Origin of the sequence: Micrococcus sp. UYEF5 (assembly GCF_040546065.1) — a bacterium.
GTDB classification, from domain to species: domain Bacteria; phylum Actinomycetota; class Actinomycetes; order Actinomycetales; family Micrococcaceae; genus Micrococcus; species Micrococcus luteus.
This window is the reverse complement of record NZ_JBEPNB010000003.1, coordinates 132,049-152,878: the sequence shown is the minus strand read 5'-3', so window position 1 is coordinate 152,878 and position 20,830 is coordinate 132,049. Positions and strand designations below refer to the sequence as shown.

General features: G+C 75.2%; 20 protein-coding genes. 6 read left to right on the top strand and 14 right to left on the bottom strand.

What is annotated here, in order from left to right; translation table 11 throughout:
• Positions 1 to 27 precede the first annotated feature (27 nt).
• Positions 28 to 801, top strand: coding sequence for a GNAT family N-acetyltransferase (locus tag ABIB16_RS04360; protein ID WP_060973651.1), 774 nt, complete (start codon positions 28 to 30; stop codon positions 799 to 801).
• A complete protein-coding gene (locus ABIB16_RS04355) occupies positions 798 to 3,395 on the top strand; it encodes a DEAD/DEAH box helicase (RefSeq protein WP_060973648.1) in 2,598 nt (865 codons plus the stop codon). The genes ABIB16_RS04360 and ABIB16_RS04355 overlap by 4 nt, the downstream gene beginning before the upstream one ends.
• Here ABIB16_RS04355 and ABIB16_RS04350 read toward each other — a convergent pair.
• From ABIB16_RS04350 to ABIB16_RS04325, 6 genes are all read right to left on the bottom strand, one after another.
• Positions 3,314 to 3,754 (bottom strand): Rv3654c family TadE-like protein, encoded by a 441-nt coding sequence (locus ABIB16_RS04350; protein WP_060973649.1) that lies wholly within the window; start codon positions 3,752 to 3,754, stop codon positions 3,314 to 3,316. The two genes, ABIB16_RS04355 and ABIB16_RS04350, sit on opposite strands and share 82 nt — an antisense overlap.
• Positions 3,751 to 4,203, bottom strand: coding sequence for a TadE family type IV pilus minor pilin (locus ABIB16_RS04345; RefSeq protein ID WP_060973650.1), 453 nt, complete (start codon positions 4,201 to 4,203; stop codon positions 3,751 to 3,753). Before ABIB16_RS04345 ends, ABIB16_RS04350 begins: the two co-directional genes overlap by 4 nt.
• Entirely contained in the window at positions 4,196 to 4,429 is a 234-nt protein-coding gene (locus tag ABIB16_RS04340; RefSeq protein ID WP_049161531.1) for a DUF4244 domain-containing protein, read from the bottom strand. The genes ABIB16_RS04345 and ABIB16_RS04340 overlap by 8 nt, the downstream gene beginning before the upstream one ends.
• Positions 4,430 to 4,605: 176 nt before the next feature.
• Positions 4,606 to 5,733, bottom strand: coding sequence for a type II secretion system F family protein (locus ABIB16_RS04335; RefSeq protein ID WP_230956258.1), 1,128 nt, complete (start codon positions 5,731 to 5,733; stop codon positions 4,606 to 4,608).
• Entirely contained in the window at positions 5,730 to 7,055 is a 1,326-nt protein-coding gene (locus ABIB16_RS04330; protein ID WP_134377252.1) for a TadA family conjugal transfer-associated ATPase, read from the bottom strand. The genes ABIB16_RS04335 and ABIB16_RS04330 overlap by 4 nt, the downstream gene beginning before the upstream one ends.
• Positions 7,056 to 7,216: 161 nt before the next feature.
• Positions 7,217 to 8,026, bottom strand: coding sequence for an NUDIX hydrolase (locus ABIB16_RS04325; RefSeq protein WP_354436068.1), 810 nt, complete (start codon positions 8,024 to 8,026; stop codon positions 7,217 to 7,219).
• Between the two features lie 36 nt (positions 8,027 to 8,062).
• On the opposite strand from ABIB16_RS04325, the gene ABIB16_RS04320 reads away from it, so the two are divergent.
• Complete coding sequence (locus tag ABIB16_RS04320) at positions 8,063 to 9,268, top strand: NAD(P)-binding domain-containing protein (protein ID WP_230259719.1); 1,206 nt, start codon at positions 8,063 to 8,065, stop codon at positions 9,266 to 9,268.
• A 21-nt stretch (positions 9,269 to 9,289) separates the two neighbouring features.
• On the opposite strand, the gene nth is transcribed toward ABIB16_RS04320, so the two are convergent.
• Complete coding sequence (gene nth / locus ABIB16_RS04315; RefSeq protein ID WP_095353853.1) at positions 9,290 to 10,096, bottom strand: endonuclease III; 807 nt, start codon at positions 10,094 to 10,096, stop codon at positions 9,290 to 9,292.
• A gap of 234 nt (positions 10,097 to 10,330) precedes the next feature.
• On the opposite strand from nth, the gene acs reads away from it, so the two are divergent.
• Positions 10,331 to 12,271, top strand: a complete 1,941-nt coding sequence (gene acs, locus ABIB16_RS04310; protein WP_095353854.1) for an acetate--CoA ligase — start codon at positions 10,331 to 10,333, stop codon at positions 12,269 to 12,271.
• A 75-nt stretch (positions 12,272 to 12,346) separates the two neighbouring features.
• Here acs and ABIB16_RS04305 read toward each other — a convergent pair whose 3' ends face one another.
• The 4 genes from ABIB16_RS04305 to ABIB16_RS04290 form a co-directional block, all read right to left on the bottom strand.
• Positions 12,347 to 12,829 (bottom strand): GntR family transcriptional regulator, encoded by a 483-nt coding sequence (locus ABIB16_RS04305; protein WP_095353855.1) that lies wholly within the window; start codon positions 12,827 to 12,829, stop codon positions 12,347 to 12,349.
• Positions 12,801 to 12,986, bottom strand: coding sequence for a methionine/alanine import family NSS transporter small subunit (locus tag ABIB16_RS04300; protein WP_036338231.1), 186 nt, complete (start codon positions 12,984 to 12,986; stop codon positions 12,801 to 12,803). Before ABIB16_RS04300 ends, ABIB16_RS04305 begins: the two co-directional genes overlap by 29 nt.
• A 3-nt stretch (positions 12,987 to 12,989) precedes the next feature.
• Positions 12,990 to 14,633 (bottom strand): sodium-dependent transporter, encoded by a 1,644-nt coding sequence (locus ABIB16_RS04295; RefSeq protein WP_095353856.1) that lies wholly within the window; start codon positions 14,631 to 14,633, stop codon positions 12,990 to 12,992.
• 119 nt (positions 14,634 to 14,752) lie between these two features.
• Positions 14,753 to 16,132, bottom strand: a complete 1,380-nt coding sequence (locus ABIB16_RS04290; protein ID WP_095353857.1) for a CvpA family protein — start codon at positions 16,130 to 16,132, stop codon at positions 14,753 to 14,755.
• Between the two features lie 174 nt (positions 16,133 to 16,306).
• Here ABIB16_RS04290 and ABIB16_RS04285 point away from each other — a divergent pair, with 174 nt between their 5' ends.
• A complete protein-coding gene (locus ABIB16_RS04285; RefSeq protein WP_002854021.1) occupies positions 16,307 to 16,984 on the top strand; it encodes a Crp/Fnr family transcriptional regulator in 678 nt (225 codons plus the stop codon).
• A 34-nt stretch (positions 16,985 to 17,018) separates the two neighbouring features.
• On the opposite strand, the gene ABIB16_RS04280 is transcribed toward ABIB16_RS04285, so the two are convergent.
• The 3 genes from ABIB16_RS04280 to sp36 are packed head-to-tail and all read right to left on the bottom strand — an operon-like array spanning position 17,019 to position 18,575.
• Positions 17,019 to 17,921: an NUDIX hydrolase gene (locus tag ABIB16_RS04280; RefSeq protein ID WP_095353858.1), complete on the bottom strand. Its 903-nt coding sequence runs from the start codon at positions 17,919 to 17,921 to the stop codon at positions 17,019 to 17,021.
• Positions 17,911 to 18,411, bottom strand: a complete 501-nt coding sequence (locus tag ABIB16_RS04275) for a RidA family protein (protein ID WP_020628330.1) — start codon at positions 18,409 to 18,411, stop codon at positions 17,911 to 17,913. Before ABIB16_RS04275 ends, ABIB16_RS04280 begins: the two co-directional genes overlap by 11 nt.
• Positions 18,408 to 18,575 (bottom strand): Sp36 family protein, encoded by a 168-nt coding sequence (gene sp36 / locus ABIB16_RS04270; protein WP_020628329.1) that lies wholly within the window; start codon positions 18,573 to 18,575, stop codon positions 18,408 to 18,410. Before sp36 ends, ABIB16_RS04275 begins: the two co-directional genes overlap by 4 nt.
• A gap of 68 nt (positions 18,576 to 18,643) precedes the next feature.
• Between sp36 and ABIB16_RS04265 the strand changes: the two genes are divergently transcribed.
• The gene (locus tag ABIB16_RS04265; RefSeq protein ID WP_020628328.1) at positions 18,644 to 20,827 is read left to right on the top strand and encodes a transglycosylase domain-containing protein; all 2,184 of its coding nucleotides are present in this window, start codon (positions 18,644 to 18,646) and stop codon (positions 20,825 to 20,827) included.
• Positions 20,828 to 20,830 lie beyond the last annotated feature (3 nt).

Below are 20,830 nucleotides of genomic sequence, written 5' to 3'. Positions count from 1 at the left end.
ACCGGCCTCACGCCTTACCCTTCAGACATGACTGAGCATCTGGATCCGGCACTGGTCGACACCTGGTTCGCGGCCTGGTCGCGATCGCGCGGCTACCGCATCAGCCAGGAAGCGGGGCGACGCGCGGCCCTGCGCACCCCTCGCCCCGCCCGCATGATCCCCGGCGGCTCCGGTCGCGCCACGGTGGACGTGCCGGCCACGTGGGAGTACGTGGTGGTGAACCCCTCCCGCGCGGAGCTCGAGGACCTGCGCGAGGCGGTGCGGGACCAGGAGCAGATTCTGCTCACCGTGTTCGGCGACGCCGGCGAGGACCCGAAGGCCATGGGTCTGAAGGCCCAGGCCGAGCCGGAGCGCTTCATGACCATGGACATGGACCCCGAGCTGCAGGACGTGGAGCCCCCGCTGCTGCCCGAGGGCTATGAGGCCCGCGTGGACCAGCCGATGGAGGGCAGCCGTCGCCTGCGCATCCTGGCCGTCGGCGCCTCGACCGCGCCGGAGGGCGAGGAAGAGCTCGCCGCCCTCGGCTGGGTCACCGAGGAGGACGGCACCGCCGTCTACGACCGGATCTGGACGTCCCCGAACCACCGTCGCCGCGGCCTCGGCTCCCTCGTGATGCGCTACCTCACCTCCGAGGTCATGAGCGAGGGTGAGATCAGCCGCGGCCTGCTCGTCGCCTCGCCGGACGGGCAGAAGCTGTACCGCCACCTGGCCTGGACCGACCTCGGCCCCGTGTCCATCTGGGGTCGCGGCCTGGCCGAGGACAACCCCACCGCCGAGCACACCGGCACCATGGGGGCGTGACCGGCCACCTCCCGGAGCACGATCCCTGGGCGGATCCCGCGGGCGGCTGGGGGCCGCCCGGCACGGCGGACGCCGCGCCGGGCGTGGACGACGCCGCCCCGGACTGCTCCGGACCGGAGCCGCAGCCCGTCGGTGAGGTGGTGGCCGACGTCGTGGCCGGGCTGTCCGTCACGGCACCCGGCGACCTGCGCCCGGACACGCCGGCGGGGGCCGGACTCCGTGCGGCGCTGGGCCGGACCGGGCTGCCCGAGCAGATTCGCCACGTCACCGAGCTGCCCGCCCGGCAGGCCCGGCACACGGACTGGCCCGCGGACGCGCCGGAGGGCCTGGTCAGGGCGTTCGCGGCACGCGGCGTCGAGCGGCCGTGGCTGCACCAGGTGCGCGCCGCGGCCCTGGCCGGCGCGGGGACGCACACCGTGCTCGCCACGGGCACGGCGTCGGGCAAGTCGCTGGGCTACCAGCTGGCGGTCGGCACCCGGCTGGCCGCCGACCCCCGGGCCACCGCGCTCTACCTCGCCCCCACCAAGGCCCTCGCGGCGGACCAGCTGACCTCTTGGCGCGCCCTCGAGCGGGACGGCGCCCCGGGGCTGCGCGCGGCCCCCTACGACGGCGACACCGCACCGCAGGACCGGATCTGGGCTCGCGAGCACGCCACCGTTCTCATGACCAACCCGGACATGCTCCACGTGGGGATCCTGCCGCACCACGAGCGGTGGGCCGCGTTCTTCCGGAACCTGGCGTTCGTGGTGGTGGACGAGTCGCACACGTACCGGGGCGTCTTCGGCTCGCAGGTGGGCATCCTGCTGCGCCGGCTGCGGCGCATCGCCGCCCACTACCGCGGGGACCGTCCGGAGACCGTGTTCATCGGAGCGTCCGCGACGTCGGCGGATCCGGCCGGGCACTTCGCCCGACTGATCGGGGCGCCGGCCACGGCCGTCACCGAGGACGCGTCCCCGCACGGGGCGGTCACGGTGGCGTTCTGGGAGCCGGAGCTGACGGACCGTCGGGGCGAGAACGGCGCGCCCGTCCGCCGCTCGGCGATGGCCGCCGCCGCCGACCTGGTCACGGACCTGGCCCTGCAGCAGGTGCGCACGCTGGCGTTCATCCGCTCGCGGCGCGGGGCCGAGGCCATCGCCAGCGCGGCCAAGCGGCAGCTCGAGGAGGTCGAGCCGGGGCTCGGCACGCGGATCGCGGCCTACCGCTCGGGCTACCTGCCCGAGGAGCGGCGGGAGCTGGAGGCGGACCTGCGCTCGGGTCGGCTGCTGGGCATGGCCTCGACGCCGGCGCTGGAGATGGGCATCGACGTCGCGGGGCTGGACGCGGTGGTGGTGGCCGGCTGGCCGGGCACCCGCGCGTCGTTCTTCCAGCAGATCGGCCGCGCCGGGCGCGGTGGCCAGGATGCGCTCGCGTTCTTCGTGGCCTCGGACGACCCCCTGGACACGTTCGTGGTGGACCACCCGGAGGCCGTGTTCGACCTGGGCGTGGAGGACACCGTGGTGGACCCGGAGAACCCGCACCTGCTCGGCCCGCAGCTGTGCGCGGCCGCCGCGGAACTGCCGATCACGCCCGAGGCGTTCGGCTGGTTCGGGGAACCGGGGCGGGTGCGCGCCCTGCTGGACGTGCTGGTCGAGCAGGGGCTGCTGCGCCGTCGGCCGGCCGGCTGGTTCTGGACGCACCCCGAGCACGCCGCCGGCATGGTCTCCCTGCGGGACGACGGCGGCGGGCCCATGGACATCATCGACGCCGAGTCCGGTGCCCTGCTGGGCACGATGGACTCGCCCCAGACCCACTACCAGGCGCATCCCGGCGCGGTGTACGTGCACCAGGACCGCACGTACCTCGTGGCGGAGCTGGACGAGGACGCGCACGCCGTGGTGGTCACGCGGGCCTGGCCGGACTTCACCACGCAGGCCCGGGACGTCACGGAGATCGAGATCGTCGCGGTGCACCGTCGCCTGGACGCGCGCGAGAGCACCCTGCGCTGGTGCCTCGGGGAGGTGCAGGTCCGCACCCAGGTGGTGTCCTTCCAGCGCAAGGCCCTGGCCTCCGGGGAGGTGCTCGGCGAGGAGCCCCTCGACCTGCCGGCGCGGGACCTGTTCACCTCGGCGGTGTGGTTCCAGGCGGCCTCGGACGAGCTCATCGCCGCGGGTCTGACCACGGATCGCCTGCCCGGCGCCCTCCACGCGGCGGAACACGCGATGATCGGCATGATGCCGCTCGTCGCCTCGAACGACCGCTGGGACATCGGCGGCGTCTCGATGGTCCTGCACCCGGACACGGGCTCCCCCGCCGTGTTCGTCTACGACGGCCGGCCCGGCGGGGCGGGCTTCGCCGAACGCGGCTTCGAGCAGGCGCGACGCTGGGTCGAGGCGACGGCGGGGGCCATCGCGGCCTGCGAGTGCGCGGAGGGCTGCCCGTCCTGCGTGCAGTCCCCCAAGTGCGGCAACCGCAACAGCCCCCTGGACAAGGCCGGCGCGCTGACCGTCCTGCGGTTCCTGATGGACCACGCCGATCACCTCGTCCCGGCGGACGCCTCGGCCGACGGCTCGGGCGGCGCCCCCGGCGGGGCCGCGGACGCGGCGCCCGGGGCCTGAGACCGCGGCGGACCCGCGACGGCGTCGGCCGTGGCCGCCGGCAGCGGGGCGCGGGCGAGCTCGACCGCGACGCGCACGGTCCCGTCCTCGCGCACCTCGCACGCCACGACGACGGCCCCGTTGCGTTCGGCGGTCCGCCCGGCCAGCACGCACGGCTCGTGGTCGGAGAGCCCGCGCCGGGCGTCGGAGGCGGCGAGCGCCGCCAGGTCGGCGGCCCCGGCCGCCCGGGAGCCGGTGACCGAGGCCTGCCCGAGCGCCGCGACCGCCAGCAGCAGACCCGCCCCCAGGGCGGCCGTGCCCAGGACGGACACGGTGCCCGAGCCGCGTTCGCCCCGCGCGGGCGCCCTCCCGCGGGTCATGACCGGTCCTCCGGTGAGGCGGCGGGCGTTCCGGGCCGCTGGTCGGGGGCGGCGGCGTGGGCGGTGAGGGTGAGCACCTCGGCCCAGGCGAGCGGCCCGGGGCCGGGCTGGACGACCTCGACGGTCACCCACCCGCCCTCGACGGTGTGCGAGAGCGAGGCGTCGTCGCCGGCCATGCGCGCCACCGCGTCCCGGGCCGCCGCCTCGTCGTCGCCCCGGGCGAGGATGCGGGCGGCCGACGCCGCGGCGTCCTGACCCCGCACCTGCTGCACCGCGGCGGCGCCGGCCAGCAGGACGGACACGAGCACGAACGCGATCACGGGCAGCAGCACCGCGTACTCGGCCGTGACGGCCCCGGTCTCGCCGCCCCGGAGCGCCCGGGGCCACCCCGCCGTCCGGGCGCCCGTGCGGCGCCCGGACGGCGGGGCGGAGATCGGGTGCTCAGTCACGCTGGAGCGCCCCGGAGACGAGGTCCACGAGCAGCGACTGCACGTCCGGGCTGGTGAGCACGACGGCCAGCACGCCCGCGAAGCCCACGGCGGCGAGCGTGAGGATGCCGTACTCGGCCGTGATCGCGCCGGTCTCCTCGCTCGCGGCGTCGACGACGCGGGCGAGGCGGTCGCGCTCGCTCGGGCGAGTGACGGCGGGCTGGGCGGAGTGGGAGCGGTGGGTCATGGTGGTCCTCCTGGAGTGGGCCCCGCGGTGCGGGGCGGTGGTGACGGCCCGGCCGGGCCGCTGGTCCCAGGCTGGCCCGGTGCGGGCCCCGCGCGCCGGGGGCGGTGCGGATCCGGGGATGGGGCGGGGCGAACGGGGCCCTGTGCAGGACCGGACGCCCCGGTGTCGCCGCCGCCTCAGCCCGGTCCCGCCCCGAGCAGGGCCATGACGACGGGCACAACGCCCCAGCACACGAAGGCGGGCAGCAGGCACAGCCCCAGCGGCATCACCAGGCGCACGGCCAGCTCCTCGGCCGCCCGTTCATCGGTCCGCCGGGTCTGCTGACGGACGGCGGCGGCGGTCTCGGCCAGCGTGCGGGCGCCGGCCATCCCGGACCGGTGCAGCGGACGCAGTCGGGCGGCGGTCTCGGCCCACACCGGGTCCGTGTCGAGGCCCACCCACGCCTCGTCCCAGTCCCGGCCCCAGAGCAGCAGCGCCGCCGTGGCCCGCAGGCCGCGGGCGCCCGGCAGGGTCCGGCCGAGGTCGTCCAGCGCGGCGGGCAGGGATCGGCCGGCGCTGAGCAGCGCCGCCAGCACGTCCAGCACGACGGCGGCGCCCACCGCCGCCGGCTCGCGCGCGGCCGCACGCAGCAGCAGGCGCGTCCAGGACCGCCCGGCCAGCCAGAACAGCAGCCCCACCGCGGCGACCACGGCACCGAAGGGCGAGCGGACCAGGTCCCACGGGGAGGTGCCGAGCAGCCACGCGAGGCCGAGGCCGCCCAGGGGCAGCCACTGCAGCAGTCGGGACGTCGCGCCCGGCCCCGCCGCGGCCGAGCGGCGGGCCCGGGCCGCGTCCACGTCCGCCTCGAGGCTGTGGGCCAGCCGCCGGGCCACGGCTGCGGGAGCGGCACCCGCCCGGGCCCCGGCCGCGAGCGCCGCATCGACCAACGCCCAGCCCGGGTCCCGTGCGGGGGTCCGCCAGGGCGGGGTCCCACCGCGGCGCGCCGCCTCCCCGGTCGGCGCAGGCGACGCCGGCACATCCCAGGCCAGCGCCTCGGCCCGGCGTCGGGCGTGGTGATGGGCGCAGCATGCGGCACCCGCCTCGCCCGGGCCCGACCCGCAGGCGGGCAGGGTGCACGCGGTCTCCCGCCAGGCCTGCTCCTCGGTCAGACCGGCCGCGACGAGGGCGGCCCAGCGGCGCAGCACGCCGACGAGCACCTCCGTCTCCTCCTCCGGCCTCGCCCGCCCGGCCCGCCAGGGCAGCAGCGCCACGGCACGCCCGGCGCGGGACCGCCGCGCCGGCCCGGTGGCCGTCGTCGGGCTCACCGGCCGCCCCGCCCCGCCAGCCGCGCCGCGAGCGCGGGCACGCCGGGTCCCTCGACGGTCCGCCCGCCCGTCGCCTCCGTCCCGGGCCGCCACGTGAGGGCGGGCAGCAGGGCGAACCCGTCGGCGCGCGGGTCCGGGACGGCGAGCTCGACGGGGTGCCGCCCGTGGCCGTCCCGGGCGACGTGCAGCACGGCGTCCACGCCGGCGCGGGCCTGCGCGGCCACCGTCTCGGGCCGCCAGCCGGCCAGGGAGGCCATGGCCGTCAGCCGGGCGGGCACCTCGGCGGCGGCGTTGGCGTGCAGGGTGCCCCACGCGCCCTGGTGTCCCGTGTTCAGGGCGGTGAGGACGTCGGCCACCTCGGCGCCGCGGCACTCGCCGACCACGAGCCGGTCCGGCCGCATCCGCAGCGCGTGGCGGACGAGCTCGGCCAGTCCGACCTCGCCGGCGCCCTCCGCGTTGGCGGCGCGGCACTGCAGTGCGACCACGTGCGGGTGATCGGGCGCGGCCTCGGCCGTGTCCTCCACGACGACGATCCGTTCGTCCCCCGGCACCCGGCCGAGGGCTGCGGAGAGCAGCGTGGTCTTGCCTGCCCCGGTCGCGCCGCTGACCAGGACGGTGGCACGGTCGCGCACGAGCGCCTCGAGGGCGTCGGCCCAGAGGGCGCCGTCCGGCCAGCCGTCGGCCAGCGCGGCCAGCGACGGCGTCGTCGCGGCCGGGATCCGCAGGCTCAGCAGGGTGCCGCCGCCACTGACCGGGGGCAGGACCGCGTGGACGCGCACGCCGCCCACGCGGGCGTCGGCCAGCGGCACCGCCGCGTCGAGGCGGCGGCCGGCCCGGTGCAGCAGCCGCACCGCGAGCTCCCGGGCGGTCTCGGGGTCGAGCCGACCGGGGCGGCGGACGAGGCCTTCGTCCCCGTCGGTCCACACCGCGCCCGCGCCGTCCACGAGCACGTCGGTCACGCCCGGGGTGCGCACCCAGGGTGCGAGCGGGCCGAAGCCGTCGAGCTCATCGACCAGCGCCGCCACGCGCGGGTCGTCGATCGGCGCATCGAGGGCCTCGGCGATCAGCGGGGCCAGCGGCGGCTCCGCCCCGTCGGCGGCCGACGCACGGGCCTCGGCCACGCGCCGGCGCACGACGGCGGCGTCCAGCCCGCCGGGGCCCGCTGCGGGTGTGGCCAGCGGCGGCGCGGCGACCTGCGTGCGTTCCGGCTCGGCCGGGTCAGTGCGGGGCCACGGGAACCGTCGGCCGACCTCGGGCGGGGCGAGGCGGGACCGTCGGCCCCGGGGCGGGCGGGCCGGGGCGGCGGGGACGAACGGGCGCATGGCGGACCTCCTGCGGGATGGGGGGCGGCCGCCGCGGTCCGCGGCCGCCGGCCCGTCCAGTCCACCGCCTCGCCCGCGCGCCCGCCTGCCCCGGTCGTCCGGCTGGGGACACGTGCCCACCCCCCGGCGCCTGTGCAGGAGCGGACGGCGCCGCGCAGCCGTCAACCGCGCAGGATCTCGTGGGTCCGCGCGTCGCGCACGCGGGAGTCGTCCCACGGCACGTCCCAGCCCAGCAGCGCCAGCACACGGTCCAGCAGCGCCGCCGTGAACCCCCACACCAGGCGCTCGCCCACGAGGAAGCCCGGCGTCTCGCCGCGGCGGCCGCCGGGCCGGGCCACGCGGCACCGGTTCGCGGGGTCCACCAGGTCCGCGACCGGCATCCGGAACACGGCCGCGGCCTCGGCCTGGTCGACCACCGCCACGCGACTGGGGTCCCGCCACCACCCGAGCACCGGGTGCACCACGTGCCCGGAGACCACCACCGGCACCGCCGGCAGCACGCCCAGGACCTCCACGCCGGCCGGGTCCAAGCCGGTCTCCTCCTGCGCCTCGCGCAGGGCCGTGGCCACGACGTCGGCGTCCTCGGGGTCGACGCGACCGCCGGGGAACGCGATCTGCCCGGCGTGCTGGCGCAGGGTGGCGGCGCGCTGGGTCAGCAGCACGTCCACGTGCGGGTGCACGCGCTCGGCGTCGTGACGGGCGGGGACGTCGTCGAGGGCGCCGAACAGGATCAGCACGGCGGAGGGGCGCGGATCGCCGGACCGGGGCCACTCGAAGCCCCACATCGGCACGGCCTCGGGCGGGATGGTGGTGAGCGAGGCCGGGTCGTGGTGACCGGGCGCGTCCGCAGGGGCCGTGCCCCACCGGGCCACGAGGTCCGCCAGCTGGTCCCGCGCACCCGTCAGCGACGCCTCGGACGTCCCGACGGCGTCGCGGGAGGTCGGGCGGGGGCTCGCGGGGGTCTCAGGCATGGCCCCCACGCTAGCCGCCGGTCGTAGCCTCGGGGCATGACGGCTCCCCTGACCTCGCCCCCGGCGGCCACCGCGTCCCCGGATCCGGTGGACGTCGCGGTGATCGGCGCCGGCCAGGCCGGACTGGCGGTCGGCTACTTCCTGGCGCGGGCCGCGCGGGACGTCGCCGGCGGACGCCGGCCGGGCCCGCCGCCGTCGTTCGTCCTGCTCGACGCGTCCGCCCAGCCCGGCGGTGCGTGGCCGCACCACTGGGACTCTCTGCGCCTGTTCTCCCCCGCCGAGCATTCCTCCCTGCCGGGCCGACCCATGCCGCCGTCGCCCGGCCCCGCCACCCCGGACGCCGGGCACGTCGTCGCGTACCTGGCCGACTACGAGGACCGCTACGGGCTGCCGGTGCGCCGGGGCGTGCGCGTGGCGGAGGTGACGCACGACGCCGCCGCGTCCCCGCCGTTCACCGTGCGGCTCGAGGACGGCTCGGCCCTGACCGCCCGCGCGGTGGTCTCCGCGACCGGCTCGTTCACCCGCCCGTTCGTGCCGGCCCTCCCGGGCGCCGACCGCTTCGGCGGCACGCAGCGGCACTCCGCCGCGTACCGCTCCCCCGACGCGTTCACCGGGCGGCGCGTCCTCGTGGTGGGCGGCGGCAACTCGGGCGCCCAGATCGCGGCGGACCTGCTGCTGGCGGGTGTCGCCACCACGTGGGCCACCCGGCGGCCGCCCCGGTTCATGCCGGACGACGTGGACGGGCGGGTGCTCTTCGATCGGGCCTCGGCGCGCGTGCTGGGCCGCTCTGAGGCGCGCGTGGGCGACCTCGGGGACATCGTCATGGTGCCCTCGGTGATCCGCGCCCGCGACGAGGCCGGGCTCCACGCGGTCCCCGCGCCCACCGCGCTCACGCCGGACGGCGTCCGCTGGGACCACGACGCCGGCGCAAGCCACGGCTGGCCCGCCGCCAGCCGCGCCGCGGCCCGGGTGCGCGGCGCCGAGCACCCGGTGGACGACGTCGTCTGGTGCACGGGCTTCCGGGCGGACCTGCGCCATCTGCGGGGCCTCGAGCTGACCCGCCGCCCCTCCGGGGCGCCGGCGACGGAGCGTGCCCTGCCGACCGCCTCGGTGGACGTGCCGGGACTGCACCTGCTCGGCTACGACGACTGGTGCGGGGCCGCCTCGGCCACGCTCGCGGGCGTGGGGGTGCACGCGCGCCGGGCCGTCGACGCGATCCTCACGGGCCTCACCGCAGGCTGAGCGGGCGGGCAGGCCGGGCGCTCAGGCCTCCAGTCCGTGGCCGAGGGCGCGCAGCTCCCGGCGCGTCCGCCCCGCGCGCAGGAGCTCGAGCAGCTCCTCCCGGCCGGGCTTGAGCTCGTAGGCGAGCAGGGCGCGCGCCCTCTCGGGGTCGGTCTCCCCCTCGCCGTAGGACGGGCACCAACGGGCGATCGGGCACGCCCCGCACGCCGGGCGGCGCGCGTGGCACACGCGGCGGCCGTGGAAGATCAGCCGGTGGGAGAGCATCGTCCAGTCCCGGCGCGGGAACAGGGCGCCCACGGCGTGCTCGACCTTCACCGGGTCGGTCTCGTCCGTGAACCCCAGGCGTCGGGCCAGCCGGCCGACGTGCGTGTCCACCGTGATCCCGGGCTGGCCGAAGGCGTTGCCGAGCACCACGAACGCGGTCTTGCGCCCCACCCCGGGCAGCGCCACGAGGTCCTCGAGACGGGCGGGGACCTCGCCGTCGTGCCGGGCCACGAGCTCCTGGGACAGCCGCAGGATCGCGGAGGCCTTGTTCCGGTAGAACCCCGTGGAGCGCACGAGCTCCTGCAGCTCGGGCTCGGTGGCCGCCGCCATCGCGTGGGCATCCGGGAAGCGGGCGAACAGCGCCGGCGTGGCCGCGTTGACGCGCACGTCGGTGGTCTGGGCGGACAGCACCGTGGCCACGAGCAGCTCGAACGGCGTCTCGAAGTCCAGCTCGCCGACGGCGTACGGGTACGTCTCGGCCAGGATCCGGTCGATCCGCCGCGCCCGGCGCACCAGGGCCAGCCGGGTCTCCCCGGTCGGCGTGCCCGTCGACTCCGTCTCCATCCGCGCGTCCTCCCGCCCTCGTGCGATCCGCTCAGGTCCGACCATCCTAGGGAGCGGGGCACATGCCGACGTCCGCACCGCGTCCGGCCCCCGCTTCTGGGTGCGATGCGACACACAGGACCTGAGGATTTGTGGCGACGACGCCGCGCGCGGCATGCTGAGGCGGGAGACTAGTGTGGGACGCGTCACATCCGTGCCGCGCACCGACCGCACCACCCCGAAAGGACCCCGTCGATGGACGAGCAGATCCCCACGTTCCCGCCCCCGACCGAGTTCGCCGCCCAGGCGGTGGCCGGAGCCGACCTCTACGAGGAGGCCGCCGAGGACCGCCTGGCCTACTGGGCCCGCCGCGCCCGCGAGGTCCTGCACTGGGAGCAGGACTTCACCGACGTCCTGGACTGGTCCGACGCACCCTTCGCGAAGTGGTTCGTCGGCGGCACCACCAACGCCGCGTACAACGCCCTGGACCGCCACGTCGAGGCCGGCCACGGCGACCGCGTGGCGATCCACTTCGAGGGCGAGCCCGGCGACACCCGGACCTACACCTACGCCGACCTGGCCGCCGAGGTCCGGCGCGCCGCCAACGCGTTCGAGTCCCTCGGCGTGACCAAGGGCGACCGCGTGGCCGTCTACCTGCCGATGATCCCCGAGGCCGTCATCACGATGCTCGCGTGCGCGCGCATCGGCGCGGTCCACTCCGTGGTGTTCGGCGGCTTCTCCTCCGACGCCCTGCGCTCCCGCGTGGACGACGCCGAGGCCAAGCTCGTGGTCACGGCCGACGGCTCCTTCCGCCGCGGCAAGCCCTCCATGCTCAAGCCCGCTGTGGACCAGGCCCTCTCCGCGCCCGGCCACACCGCCGAGCACGTGCTCGTGGTCCGCCGCAACGAGGCCGAGGTCGAGATGACCGAGGGCCGCGACCTGTGGTGGCACGACGTCGTGGACGGCCAGTCCGACGAGCACGAGCTCGTGTGGCACGACGCCGAGCACCCGCTCTACATCCTGTACACCTCCGGCACCACCGGGAAGCCGAAGGGCATCCTGCACACCACCGGCGGCTACCTCGTGCAGGCCGCGGCCACCCACCACGACACCTTCGACCTGCACCCGGAGTCGGACGTCTTCTGGTGCACCGCCGACGTCGGCTGGGTCACCGGGCACTCCTACGTCGCCTATGCGCCCCTGGTCAACGGCGCCACCCAGGTGATCTACGAGGGCACCCCGGACTCCCCGCACCAGGGCCGCTGGTGGGAGATCGTGCAGAAGTACGGCGTGAGCATCCTCTACACGGCGCCGACGGCGATCCGCACGTTCATGAAGTGGGGCCGGCACATCCCGGACGAGTACGACCTCTCCAGCCTGCGCGTGCTCGGCTCCGTGGGCGAGGCCATCAACCCGGAGGCCTGGCGCTGGTACCACGAGGTCATCGGCGCCGGCCGCTGCCCCATCGTGGACACCTGGTGGCAGACCGAGACGGGCGCCCACATGCTCACCCCGCTGCCCGGCGTGACCACCCTCAAGCCCGGTTCCGCCCAGAGGCCGGTGCCCGGCGTCGTGCTGGAGGTCGTGGACGAGCTCGGCGAGCCCATGACGGACACGAGCGCGGGCTTCCTCGTGGTGCGCGAGCCGTGGCCGTCCATGCTGCGCGGCATCTGGGGCGACCGGGAGCGCTTCAAGGAGACCTACTGGTCCCGCTTCCCCGGCATGTACTTCGCCGGCGACGGCGCCCGCCACGACGAGGACGGCGACATCTGGCTGCTGGGCCGCGTGGACGACGTCATGAACGTCTCCGGCCACCGCCTGTCCACCACCGAGATCGAGTCCTCCCTCGTGGCGCACCCGTCCGTGGCCGAGTCCGCGGTGGTCGGCGCGAAGGATGAGACCACGGGCGAGGCGGTCGTGGCGTTCGTCCTGCTCACCGAGGACGCCGTCGCGGCCGACCGCGACGTCGCCGAGGTCGAGGAGGAGCTGCGGCAGCACGTGGGCAAGGACATCGGACCCATCGCCAAGCCCAAGCGCGTGCTCGTGGTCCCCGAGCTGCCCAAGACGCGCTCCGGCAAGATCATGCGCCGCCTCCTCAAGGACGTGGCCGAGGGCCGCGACCCGGGCGACTCCACCACGCTGGCCGACCCCACGGTCATGCAGCGCATCGTGGAGACGCTCGCCCCGAAGGCCTGAGCCGGCACGACGACGCCGCCCCGGTCCGCACGCTGTGTGCGGTCCGGGGCGGCGTCGTCGGTGGGCGGGCCCGGCTCAGGCGCGGGCGGCCGCGTCCCGCCGGACCAGCTCCACGGCCTCGTCGGGCGTGTAGCCGAGGCGTTCGAGCAGGGTGTCGAGACAGCGGCGCACGGCCTGGTGCGCGGCGTCCGCGCGGGCGTCCGCCGAGGCGGCCACGAACGTGCCCGCGCGCCCCCGGGTGCGGATGGTGCCGTGCGCCTCGAGCTCCTTGTAGGCCCGGGCCACGGTGCCCGGTGCCACGCCGAGCTCGGCGGCGAGCGCGCGCACGGGCGGCAGTCGGTCCCCGCGGGCGAGGGATCCGGAGGCGACGCCGGCCAGGACCGCGTCCACGATCTGCCGGTAGGGCGGGGCCGGCAGGCTCCCGTCCACCGCCACGACCGGCAGGGAGGCGGAGACCACGCCCGCGGCCCCGTCGGCGATCGAGACCGCGGACGGGGCCGCTGGGGACGGACCGGTGGCCCTCATCGACTCACCGGTGCCGTGCGTCGAGACGGCCATCCTCGCGCTCCCACACGGCGGGGGCCAGTTCGTCCTCGATGGCGAGATCGCCCGAGGAGTCGTCCGGGTGGCGGAGCAGGTGGACGGCGGAGACCGCGAGGCCGCCCCACACCAGGAGGATGGCCAGGGACATCATGACGATCGCTGCGGTGCTCATCGGTCAGAGCTCCTTCCGGGTGGCGGCCGCGGGCACCACCGGCAGGGCGCCGGTGGGGACGGTGCCCTCGGGCACGGCGTTGTGCGGGATGAGGTCGCCGTGGATCTCGCTGTCCAGGTCCTCCGCGTAGAGGTTGGACTTGCGGGACCACGGGATCAGGGAGAGCAGGATCGCCAGGGCGACGGAGCCGAGCGCGATGCCCCAGCCGAAGACGCCGAGGAAGTCGCCCGGGTAGCCCTCATAGCCCTCCGCGATCACCTTCATGATCCAGGAGAGCCAGATGTAGGCGAGCACGATCGGCATGAGCACGCCGATCAGCAGCACGTACCCGCGGCCGACCTTGAAGGAGGAGACGGCGTTGAGGTGCGCCGTGATGCGACGGGCCGAGCCCAGCGCGCCGGTGACCAGGAGCACCGACAGGAGCGCCGCGCCCACGATGCCGAAGTTGTTGGCGAACGCGTCCATGGTGTCCAGCATCTGCAGGCCCGTGGTGGTGGAGAACAGGGTGAGGGAGACCACCCCGGACAGGCCGATCACCACGATCGTGGCCGTCCAGCGGCCCCAGCCGAGCTTGTCCTTCACGGCGGAGATGACGACCTCGAGGATCGAGATCAGCGAGGTGAAGCCGGCGACTACGAGCGAGCCGAAGAACAGCACGCCGATGAGGGCGCCGAGCGGGGCCTGCGAGATCAGGGTGGGGAAGGCGATGAACGCCAGGCCGATGCCGCTGCCCGCCACCTCGGCCACGGACACGCCGGAGGCCTGCGCCATGAAGCCCAGGGCGGAGAACACGCCGATGCCGGCCAGGATCTCGAAGCCCGAGTTGGAGAAGCCGACCACCAGGCCGGAGCCGGTGAGGTTCGTGCGGCGGTTGAGGTAGGAGGCGTAGGTGATCATGATGCCGAAGCCGACGGACAGCGAGAAGAAGATCTGACCGTAGGCGGCGATCCAGACGCCCGGGTCCGCGAGCGCGGCCCAGTTCGGCGTGAACAGCGCGTCCAGGCCCTGGGCGGCGCCCGGCAGGGTGAGGGCGATGCCGACGAGGACCAGGAACATCACGATGAGCAGCGGGATGCCGACCATCGAGGCCAGGGCCACGCCCCGGCGCACGCCGAAGCCCATGATGAGCAGCGTGATCACCCAGACGGCGAGCATGGGCCAGAAGACGCCCGAGACGAAGTCGAAGGACGGGGACGGGTCGTCGGCGACCTGCAGGTAGTCGCCCATGAGGAAGGTCTCCGGGTCCTCGCCCCACCGCTGGTCCACGGAGAACCAGGTGTACATGATCGCCCAGCCGATGATCGCGGCGTAGTAGATCCCGATGACGACGCAGATGAGCACCTGCCACCAGCCGACGGTCTCGGTCCACCGGGACAGGCGCCGGAACGCCAGCGGCGCGGAGCCGCGGAAGCGGTGGCCGATCGCGTAGTCGAAGAACAGGAGCGGGATGCCCGCGGTGAGCAGCGCGATCAGGTAGGGGATGACGAACGCGCCGCCGCCGTTCTCATAGGCGACGTAGGGGAAGCGCCAGATGTTGCCGAGGCCCACGGCGGAGCCGATGGCCGCCAGGATGAAGGCCCACCGGCCGGCGAACTCCTCCCGGGTGCGCTTCGGCGTCGGCGCGGGCGCGGAGACGGTGCTGGACATGCAGGACCTCCGAGGGTCGGGAAAACTCGAGTGTGACGGGGGCCACAATAGTCGATGCGGGCCGTTGCCGGACAGTCCGGTCCGGAATGCGGGCATCAGGCGTATGGCGCGGCGCCGGCTCAGCCGCCCGGGACGCAGTCCCCCGAGGGGACCGTGGCCGTCATCCCCGGGGCCGCGGCGACGACGGGGGCGATGGTGTCCGCCGTCAGGGCGTAGCCGACGGCGTCCGAGCCCGGGGCCCGGGCGAACACCAGACCGGCCAGGTTCCCGGCCGTGTCCACCACCGGGCCGCCCGAGTAGCCGTGGCGGATGTCCGCCGCGAGGGTGTAGACGTCCACCATGCTCGCGGCCCCGGTCAGGACGTCGCCGAGCGGCACCTCGCCGACGGCCTGCACGGTCGCGGGGGTGGAGGCGAACGGGCCGCCGTCGGGATAGCCCAGGACGGAGGCCGACGCGCCGCCCGTCAGCTCGGCGCCGACCGTCATGACGGGCAGGTTCGCGTCGTCGACCGCCAGGACGGCGAGGTCGTGCGCCGTGTCCAGGTGGACGATCCGCGCCGCGTGCACGCCGCGGGCGCGGTCCGTCACGGTGGGGGCGTCCACGCCGAGGACCACGTGCGCGTTCGTGAGCACGCGGTCCGGGGCCACGGCCACGCCCGAGCCGCTCTGCACCTGGTTGCACTGCGCGGCCGTCCCGGTCAGCCGGACGACGGCGGCCGACGCCGAGGAGGCGGCGGGAGTCGAGGGGGCGGCCGTCGACGTCGACGAGGCGGGGGCGGTCGTCGTGGCCGACGGCGCGGCGGCCGTGGACGACGACGCCGCGGCGGCGTCGTCGGGCTCCTCGGGGGTCGCCGAGGCGGACGGGGCGGACGTCGCGGTGTCGGACGGGGAGGAGGCGGCCGAGGGCAGACCCGGCGTCGCGGCCGGGGCCGGGGCGGCGCGGACGCCGTCGTCGGACTCCGGGACGGGGGCGGGCAGCTCGAGCTCCGGCAGCACGTCCAGGTCGGCGACGGCGGAGCGCGAGCGGGCGGCCCAGGCCAGGAGCGAGTCGGGCATCACGGTGTCCAGCGCCGTGATCACCTGCGAGCGGTTCACCTCACGGGTGACCGCGGTGGAGCCGGAGGCCGCGATGGAGAACGCCACGAGCCAGAGGACGAGGGCGCCCGCGAGACCGGCGGCGAGCGCGCCGAGCAGGCGGTCGACGAGTCGCAGGGCCGGCAGGTTCACGCGCAGCCGGATCGCCTCGCCGATGGCGGCGCCCACGTACTGGCCCGCCGCCACGAGCAGGACGAGGGTGGCGATCAGCGCGGCCCACCGCCACTGCGGCGCGGTGACGAACTCCGCCACCTCCGGCAGGGCGTAGAACGCGATCGCGGCGCCGCCGACCAGGCCGACGAGGTTGCCCAGCACCACCCACAGGCCACGACGGTGACCCTGGACCAGGAGCATCGCGAGCGCGACGATGAGCAGGACGTCCAGCCACGTCAGACCCAGCGGCATGGGCGACCTCCTTCGGATGCGACGGCGCCGGCCACGCACGGGGACCGCCCGCGCGCCCGGTGGAGGATCCAGGGTATCGGCCCGCCCTGGGGTATGGGGCACAATGGACGCCAGTGAACCGGGCGGCTCCTCCGCCGCGGTGCGAGGAACTGCCCACAGAGAGGACACGCACACATGGATCTCGAGGTTCTGCGGAAGGCTCCGCTGTTCACCAACCTGGACGACGAGGTGTTCGCCATCCTCACCTCGGAGCTGACCGAGGTGGAGCTCTCCCGCGGCGCGTCCGCGTTCCACGAGGGCGACCAGGGCGATCAGCTGTACGTGATCATGTCCGGCAAGATCAAGCTCGGCCGCACCGCCTCGGACGGCCGCGAGAACCTCGTGGCCGTGCTCGGCCCCGGTGAGATCTTCGGCGAGATGGCCCTGTTCAACCCCGCCCCGCGCAACGCCACCGCCACCGCGGTGTCCGCCACGCGCCTGGCCGGTCTGCGCCACGAGAACCTGCGCCGCGCCATCGCGTCGTCGCCGGACGTGTCGGTCCAGCTGCTCCAGGCCCTGGCCCAGCGCCTGTCCAAGACCAACGAGTCCCTGGCGGACCTGGTGTTCTCGGATGTGCCGGGCCGCGTGGCCAAGGCGCTCCTGGACCTCGCGGACCGCTTCGGCCGCCCGGCCGCGGACGGCCTGCTGGTGGCGCACGACCTCACGCAGGAGGAGCTCGCCCAGCTGGTGGGCGCGTCCCGCGAGACCGTGAACAAGGCCCTGGCCGAGTTCGTCCAGCGCGGCTGGATCCGCCTGGAGAACCGCGCCGTGGTCATCCTGGACCTGCAGCGTCTGCGCCAGCGTTCGCGCTGACGCCCCCCCGCCGCTGTGGAGCGGGCCACCCCGGTCAGTCCCGGGTGGCCCGCTCCACGCGCATCCGGGGTGTGCCGCCGTCGCCGGCCTCGGTGACCAGGTGGTATTCCGGCACGGGGCCGCGCCGGGCACAGGGCGTGACGGAGAGCAGGAAGGCGGCGGCCGTCCGGTGCGCCGCGACCCGACGCACGATGACCTGCGTCAGCGGGGTCGCCACCTGGTCGAAGGGTGCCGTGCCCTCCGCCCCGGCGGGTCCGGGCAGCCGCAGCGGGCCGGCGAGCGCGCGACGCGCGGGCACCCACGCCCGGAGTTCGGGACCGGGTTCCTCGGATGCCGGCGCGGACTGCAGCGGTGGGGTCATCGTGGCGAACACGGCCGTGTCGAAGCGTCGGTGGACGTGGGGCGCGGAATGCCAGCGCATGACGGGGCGCAGCAGGTCGGCGCGCACCCCGAGGCCACGCGCGGCCAGCAGATGGGGCAGGCTCTCCGAGCCCTCCTCGAGGGAGCTGCGGCCCCCGCCCCAGGTCTCGATGCGCGCCGTGGACACGACGTCCGTGTCGGAGCGACCGGCGAGGAGCACTCCGGCCTCGTCGTGGAGCTCACGGACGGCGGCCACCACGTGCTGCCGCGCACGCCGCCGGTCCGTGGTCCCGAACGTGCGGGCCCACTGGGAGGGCTCGGGCCCGTACCACGGGCACGAGTCGGCGTCGGACTCGATGAGCGCGCCGCCGGGCAGACCCACGCGGCCGAGCGGGGTGCGTCCCGCGCGGTGACGGAGGAAGACCTCCGGGCCGTCGTCGCCGTCGCGCACGAGCACGACGGACGACCCGGGCCGGGCGGGGCGGACCTGGCGGAAGCGCCGGTCCAGCCACTGGCGGGTGAGGTCCTCCTCCTGCCCCCGGACCGGCAGCAGCAGGCCGGCCGGATCAGCGGACACGGACGGTGATCTCCACCTCGACGGGAGCGTCCATGGGCAGCACGGCCACGCCGACGGCGGAGCGCGCGTGGCGGCCGGCCTCGCCGAAGATCTCGGCCAGCACGTCCGAGGCGCCGTTCACCACGCCGGGCTGACCGGTGAACGCGGGGTCGGAGGCCACGAAGCCGACGACCTTGACGACCTGGGCGACCCGGTCCAGGTCGCCCACCAGCTCGTGCACCGCGGCCACCGCGTTCACGGCGCACGCCCGCGCGAGCTCCTGGGCGCGTTCGGGGGTGACCTCCGCGCCCACCTTGCCGGTGGCGGGCAGGGCGCCGGCCACGAAGGGGAGCTGGCCGGAGGTCAGCACGAGGTCGCCGTCCCGCAGGGCCGGGACGTAGGAGCCGACCGGCGCCGCGACGGCGGGTCGGTCGATGCCGAGCTCCGCGAGGCGGGCCGCGACGGCGCCGTCGCCCCAGGTGGGGGCCGAGGACTGCTCCGTCACGTTCACGCCGCCTTCGGACGCTTGAGGTAGGCCACGGGGTTGCTCCCCTCGGGGCCCGGGATCACCGTGACGAGCTCCCAGCCGTCCTCGCCCCACTGGTCGAGGATCTGCTTGGTCGCGTGGATGAGGAGGGGGATCGTGGCGTACTCCCACTGCGTCTGCTGAGTCATGGGACCCACCCTAGCCACCGGTGCGGACCCCGGAAGAGGTCCCAGGCGCCCGCGCTACACTCGCGCCCATGGCCTCCCGCACGACCCGCTTCCCCGCGCCCTCGAGCGCCCTCGGCCGCCTCCTCGCCTTCGTGGGCCTCTCGGCGGTGGCCGGCCTGCTCGTGGCGGCCCTCCTGCTGCCCGTCGCGGGCCTGGCCGGTGTCGCCGCCGCGTCGGGCCGGGAGATGCTGGACGAGCTGCCGGACGAGCTGCCCACGGAGCCGGTCTCCGTGCCGTCGCGCATCCTCTCGGAGGACGGTGAGGAGATCGCCGTCTTCTACGAGGAGAACCGCACCCCGGTCCCGCTGGACGAGATCTCGGAGCACATGCAGCACGCGATCGTGGCCATCGAGGACGAGCGCTTCTACGATCACGACGGCGTGGACGCGCGCGGCCTCATCCGCGCGACCGTGAACAACGCCACCTCCGACTCCACGCAGGGCGCCTCCACCCTCACCCAGCAGTTCGTGAACAACATGCTGGTGAACGTGCAGCAGATCCGCGGCGACTCCCGCCTCACCCTCTCCGGCTCCAAGAACATCGCGGACAAGGTCAAGGAGATCAAGCTCGCCGTCGCCGTCGAGAAGCAGATGTCGAAGGACGAGATCCTCGAGGGCTACCTCAACATCGTGCTGTTCTCCGGCCGCGCCTACGGCGTCGAGGCCGCCTCGCAGTACGTGTTCGGCAAGTCCGCCGCCGACCTGGAGAGCTGGGAGGCCGCCACGCTGGCCGGCATGGTCCAGTCCCCCACCCGGTTCAACCCGGCCCGCAATCCGGAGGAGGCCACGGAGCGGCGCAACCTCGTGCTGAACGCGATGAAGGACAACGGCTACCTCTCCCAGGAGGAGTACGACCACGCCGTCGCCCAGCCGATGGAGGTGGTGATGGAGTCCCGCCCCTCGGGCTGCCTCTACGCCAAGTTCGGCGCCTACTTCTGCGACTACGTGGAGCGGCAGATCCTCGCCGACCCCACGTTCGGCCCGGACGTCCAGTCCCGCCAGGCCCTGCTGGACCGCGGCGGACTCACCATCCGCACGACGATCGACTCGACGCTCCAGAAGGAGACCGAGAAGAACCTGCGCGCCTCCGTGCCCAACAACGAGTCGCTGGGCGCCGGCCACGCGCTCACCTCGGTGGAGGCCGGCACCGGCAACATCCGCACCATGGCCCAGAACACCGAGTACGCCATCCAGGACGAGCTCGGCCACACCTCGCTGAACTTCAACGTGGACAAGCAGTGGGGCGGCGGCCAGGGCTTCCAGGCCGGCTCCACGCTCAAGCCCTTCGTGGCCCTGACGTGGCTGCGCAACGGCAACCGCCTGGTCGACTCCGTGGACGCCTCCCGGAACGTCTACCCCACGGGCACGCGCTTCGCGGCCTCGTGCCGCCCGGGCGGCTACACCACGATCGGCGGCACCTGGCAGTTCAAGAACGTGATCCCCGACATGCTGCGGCAGGTGCGCGTGGACGAGGGCCTCTTCTGGTCCGTGAACACCCCGACCGTCGCCACCGCGTACCAGCTGGACCTGTGCGACATCACGAGCCTCACCACCCAGCTGGGCATCACCCGCGCCCTGGACAGCTCCCCGCTGCAGCCGGACGACCCGTCCTTCCTGCTCGGCAAGGACTCGGTGGCACCGCTCTCCCTGGCCGGCGCGTACGCCGCCATCGCCGCGAACGGCCTGTACTGCGAGCCGCGCGCCATCCTGGAGGTCACGGACACCGCCGGCAACCAGTACGACGTCGCCGACCCGCAGTGCGACCAGGTCATCGACCCGGACCACGTCCGGGAGCTGATGCCGGTCCTGCGCCACATCGGCGGCTTCAACATCGCCGAGGAGGGCGCCGGCTACGAGTTCGGCGGCAAGACGGGCACGAACGACAACGTGTCCTCCACGTGGTTCGTCGGATTCACCAGCAAGCTGGCCACCGCCGTGTGGACCGGCCGCTACAACAACCTGAAGTCCATGACGGGCGAGACCGTCAATGGCGAGGTCCGCAACCCGTTCTACTCGACCTCCATCAACGGCCCGTCCTGGCTCGAGTACAACCAGTTGGCCAAGGAGAAGTTCCCGCCGGGTGAACTGCCCGAGTGGGACGGCCCGCAGTCGGAGGACCCGGGCGAGGCCGGCGAGCACCCGGACGGACGCCAGTTCACCATCGACGACCTGGACCGGGGCGGGCCGCAGCCCCAGGCGGTCCCGGGCTTCTGACCG

What these genes read in the sequence shown, in the direction of transcription:
- ABIB16_RS04265 (WP_020628328.1), top strand. Translation starts at nt 18,644, where the DNA reads ATGGCCTCCCGCACGACCCGCTTCCCCGCGCCCTCGAGCGCCCTCGGC.
- ABIB16_RS04325 (WP_354436068.1), bottom strand. Translation starts at nt 8,026, where the DNA reads ATGCCTGAGACCCCCGCGAGCCCCCGCCCGACCTCCCGCGACGCCGTC.
- ABIB16_RS04290 (WP_095353857.1), bottom strand. Translation starts at nt 16,132, where the DNA reads ATGCCGCTGGGTCTGACGTGGCTGGACGTCCTGCTCATCGTCGCGCTC.
- nth (WP_095353853.1), bottom strand. Translation starts at nt 10,096, where the DNA reads ATGGAGACGGAGTCGACGGGCACGCCGACCGGGGAGACCCGGCTGGCC.
- ABIB16_RS04305 (WP_095353855.1), bottom strand. Translation starts at nt 12,829, where the DNA reads ATGGCCGTCTCGACGCACGGCACCGGTGAGTCGATGAGGGCCACCGGT.
- acs (WP_095353854.1), top strand. Translation starts at nt 10,331, where the DNA reads ATGGACGAGCAGATCCCCACGTTCCCGCCCCCGACCGAGTTCGCCGCC.
- ABIB16_RS04340 (WP_049161531.1), bottom strand. Translation starts at nt 4,429, where the DNA reads ATGACCCACCGCTCCCACTCCGCCCAGCCCGCCGTCACTCGCCCGAGC.
- ABIB16_RS04295 (WP_095353856.1), bottom strand. Translation starts at nt 14,633, where the DNA reads ATGTCCAGCACCGTCTCCGCGCCCGCGCCGACGCCGAAGCGCACCCGG.
- ABIB16_RS04320 (WP_230259719.1), top strand. Translation starts at nt 8,063, where the DNA reads ATGACGGCTCCCCTGACCTCGCCCCCGGCGGCCACCGCGTCCCCGGAT.
- ABIB16_RS04330 (WP_134377252.1), bottom strand. Translation starts at nt 7,055, where the DNA reads ATGCGCCCGTTCGTCCCCGCCGCCCCGGCCCGCCCGCCCCGGGGCCGA.
- ABIB16_RS04350 (WP_060973649.1), bottom strand. Translation starts at nt 3,754, where the DNA reads ATGACCCGCGGGAGGGCGCCCGCGCGGGGCGAACGCGGCTCGGGCACC.
- ABIB16_RS04360 (WP_060973651.1), top strand. Translation starts at nt 28, where the DNA reads ATGACTGAGCATCTGGATCCGGCACTGGTCGACACCTGGTTCGCGGCC.
- ABIB16_RS04285 (WP_002854021.1), top strand. Translation starts at nt 16,307, where the DNA reads ATGGATCTCGAGGTTCTGCGGAAGGCTCCGCTGTTCACCAACCTGGAC.
- ABIB16_RS04300 (WP_036338231.1), bottom strand. Translation starts at nt 12,986, where the DNA reads ATGAGCACCGCAGCGATCGTCATGATGTCCCTGGCCATCCTCCTGGTG.
- sp36 (WP_020628329.1), bottom strand. Translation starts at nt 18,575, where the DNA reads ATGACTCAGCAGACGCAGTGGGAGTACGCCACGATCCCCCTCCTCATC.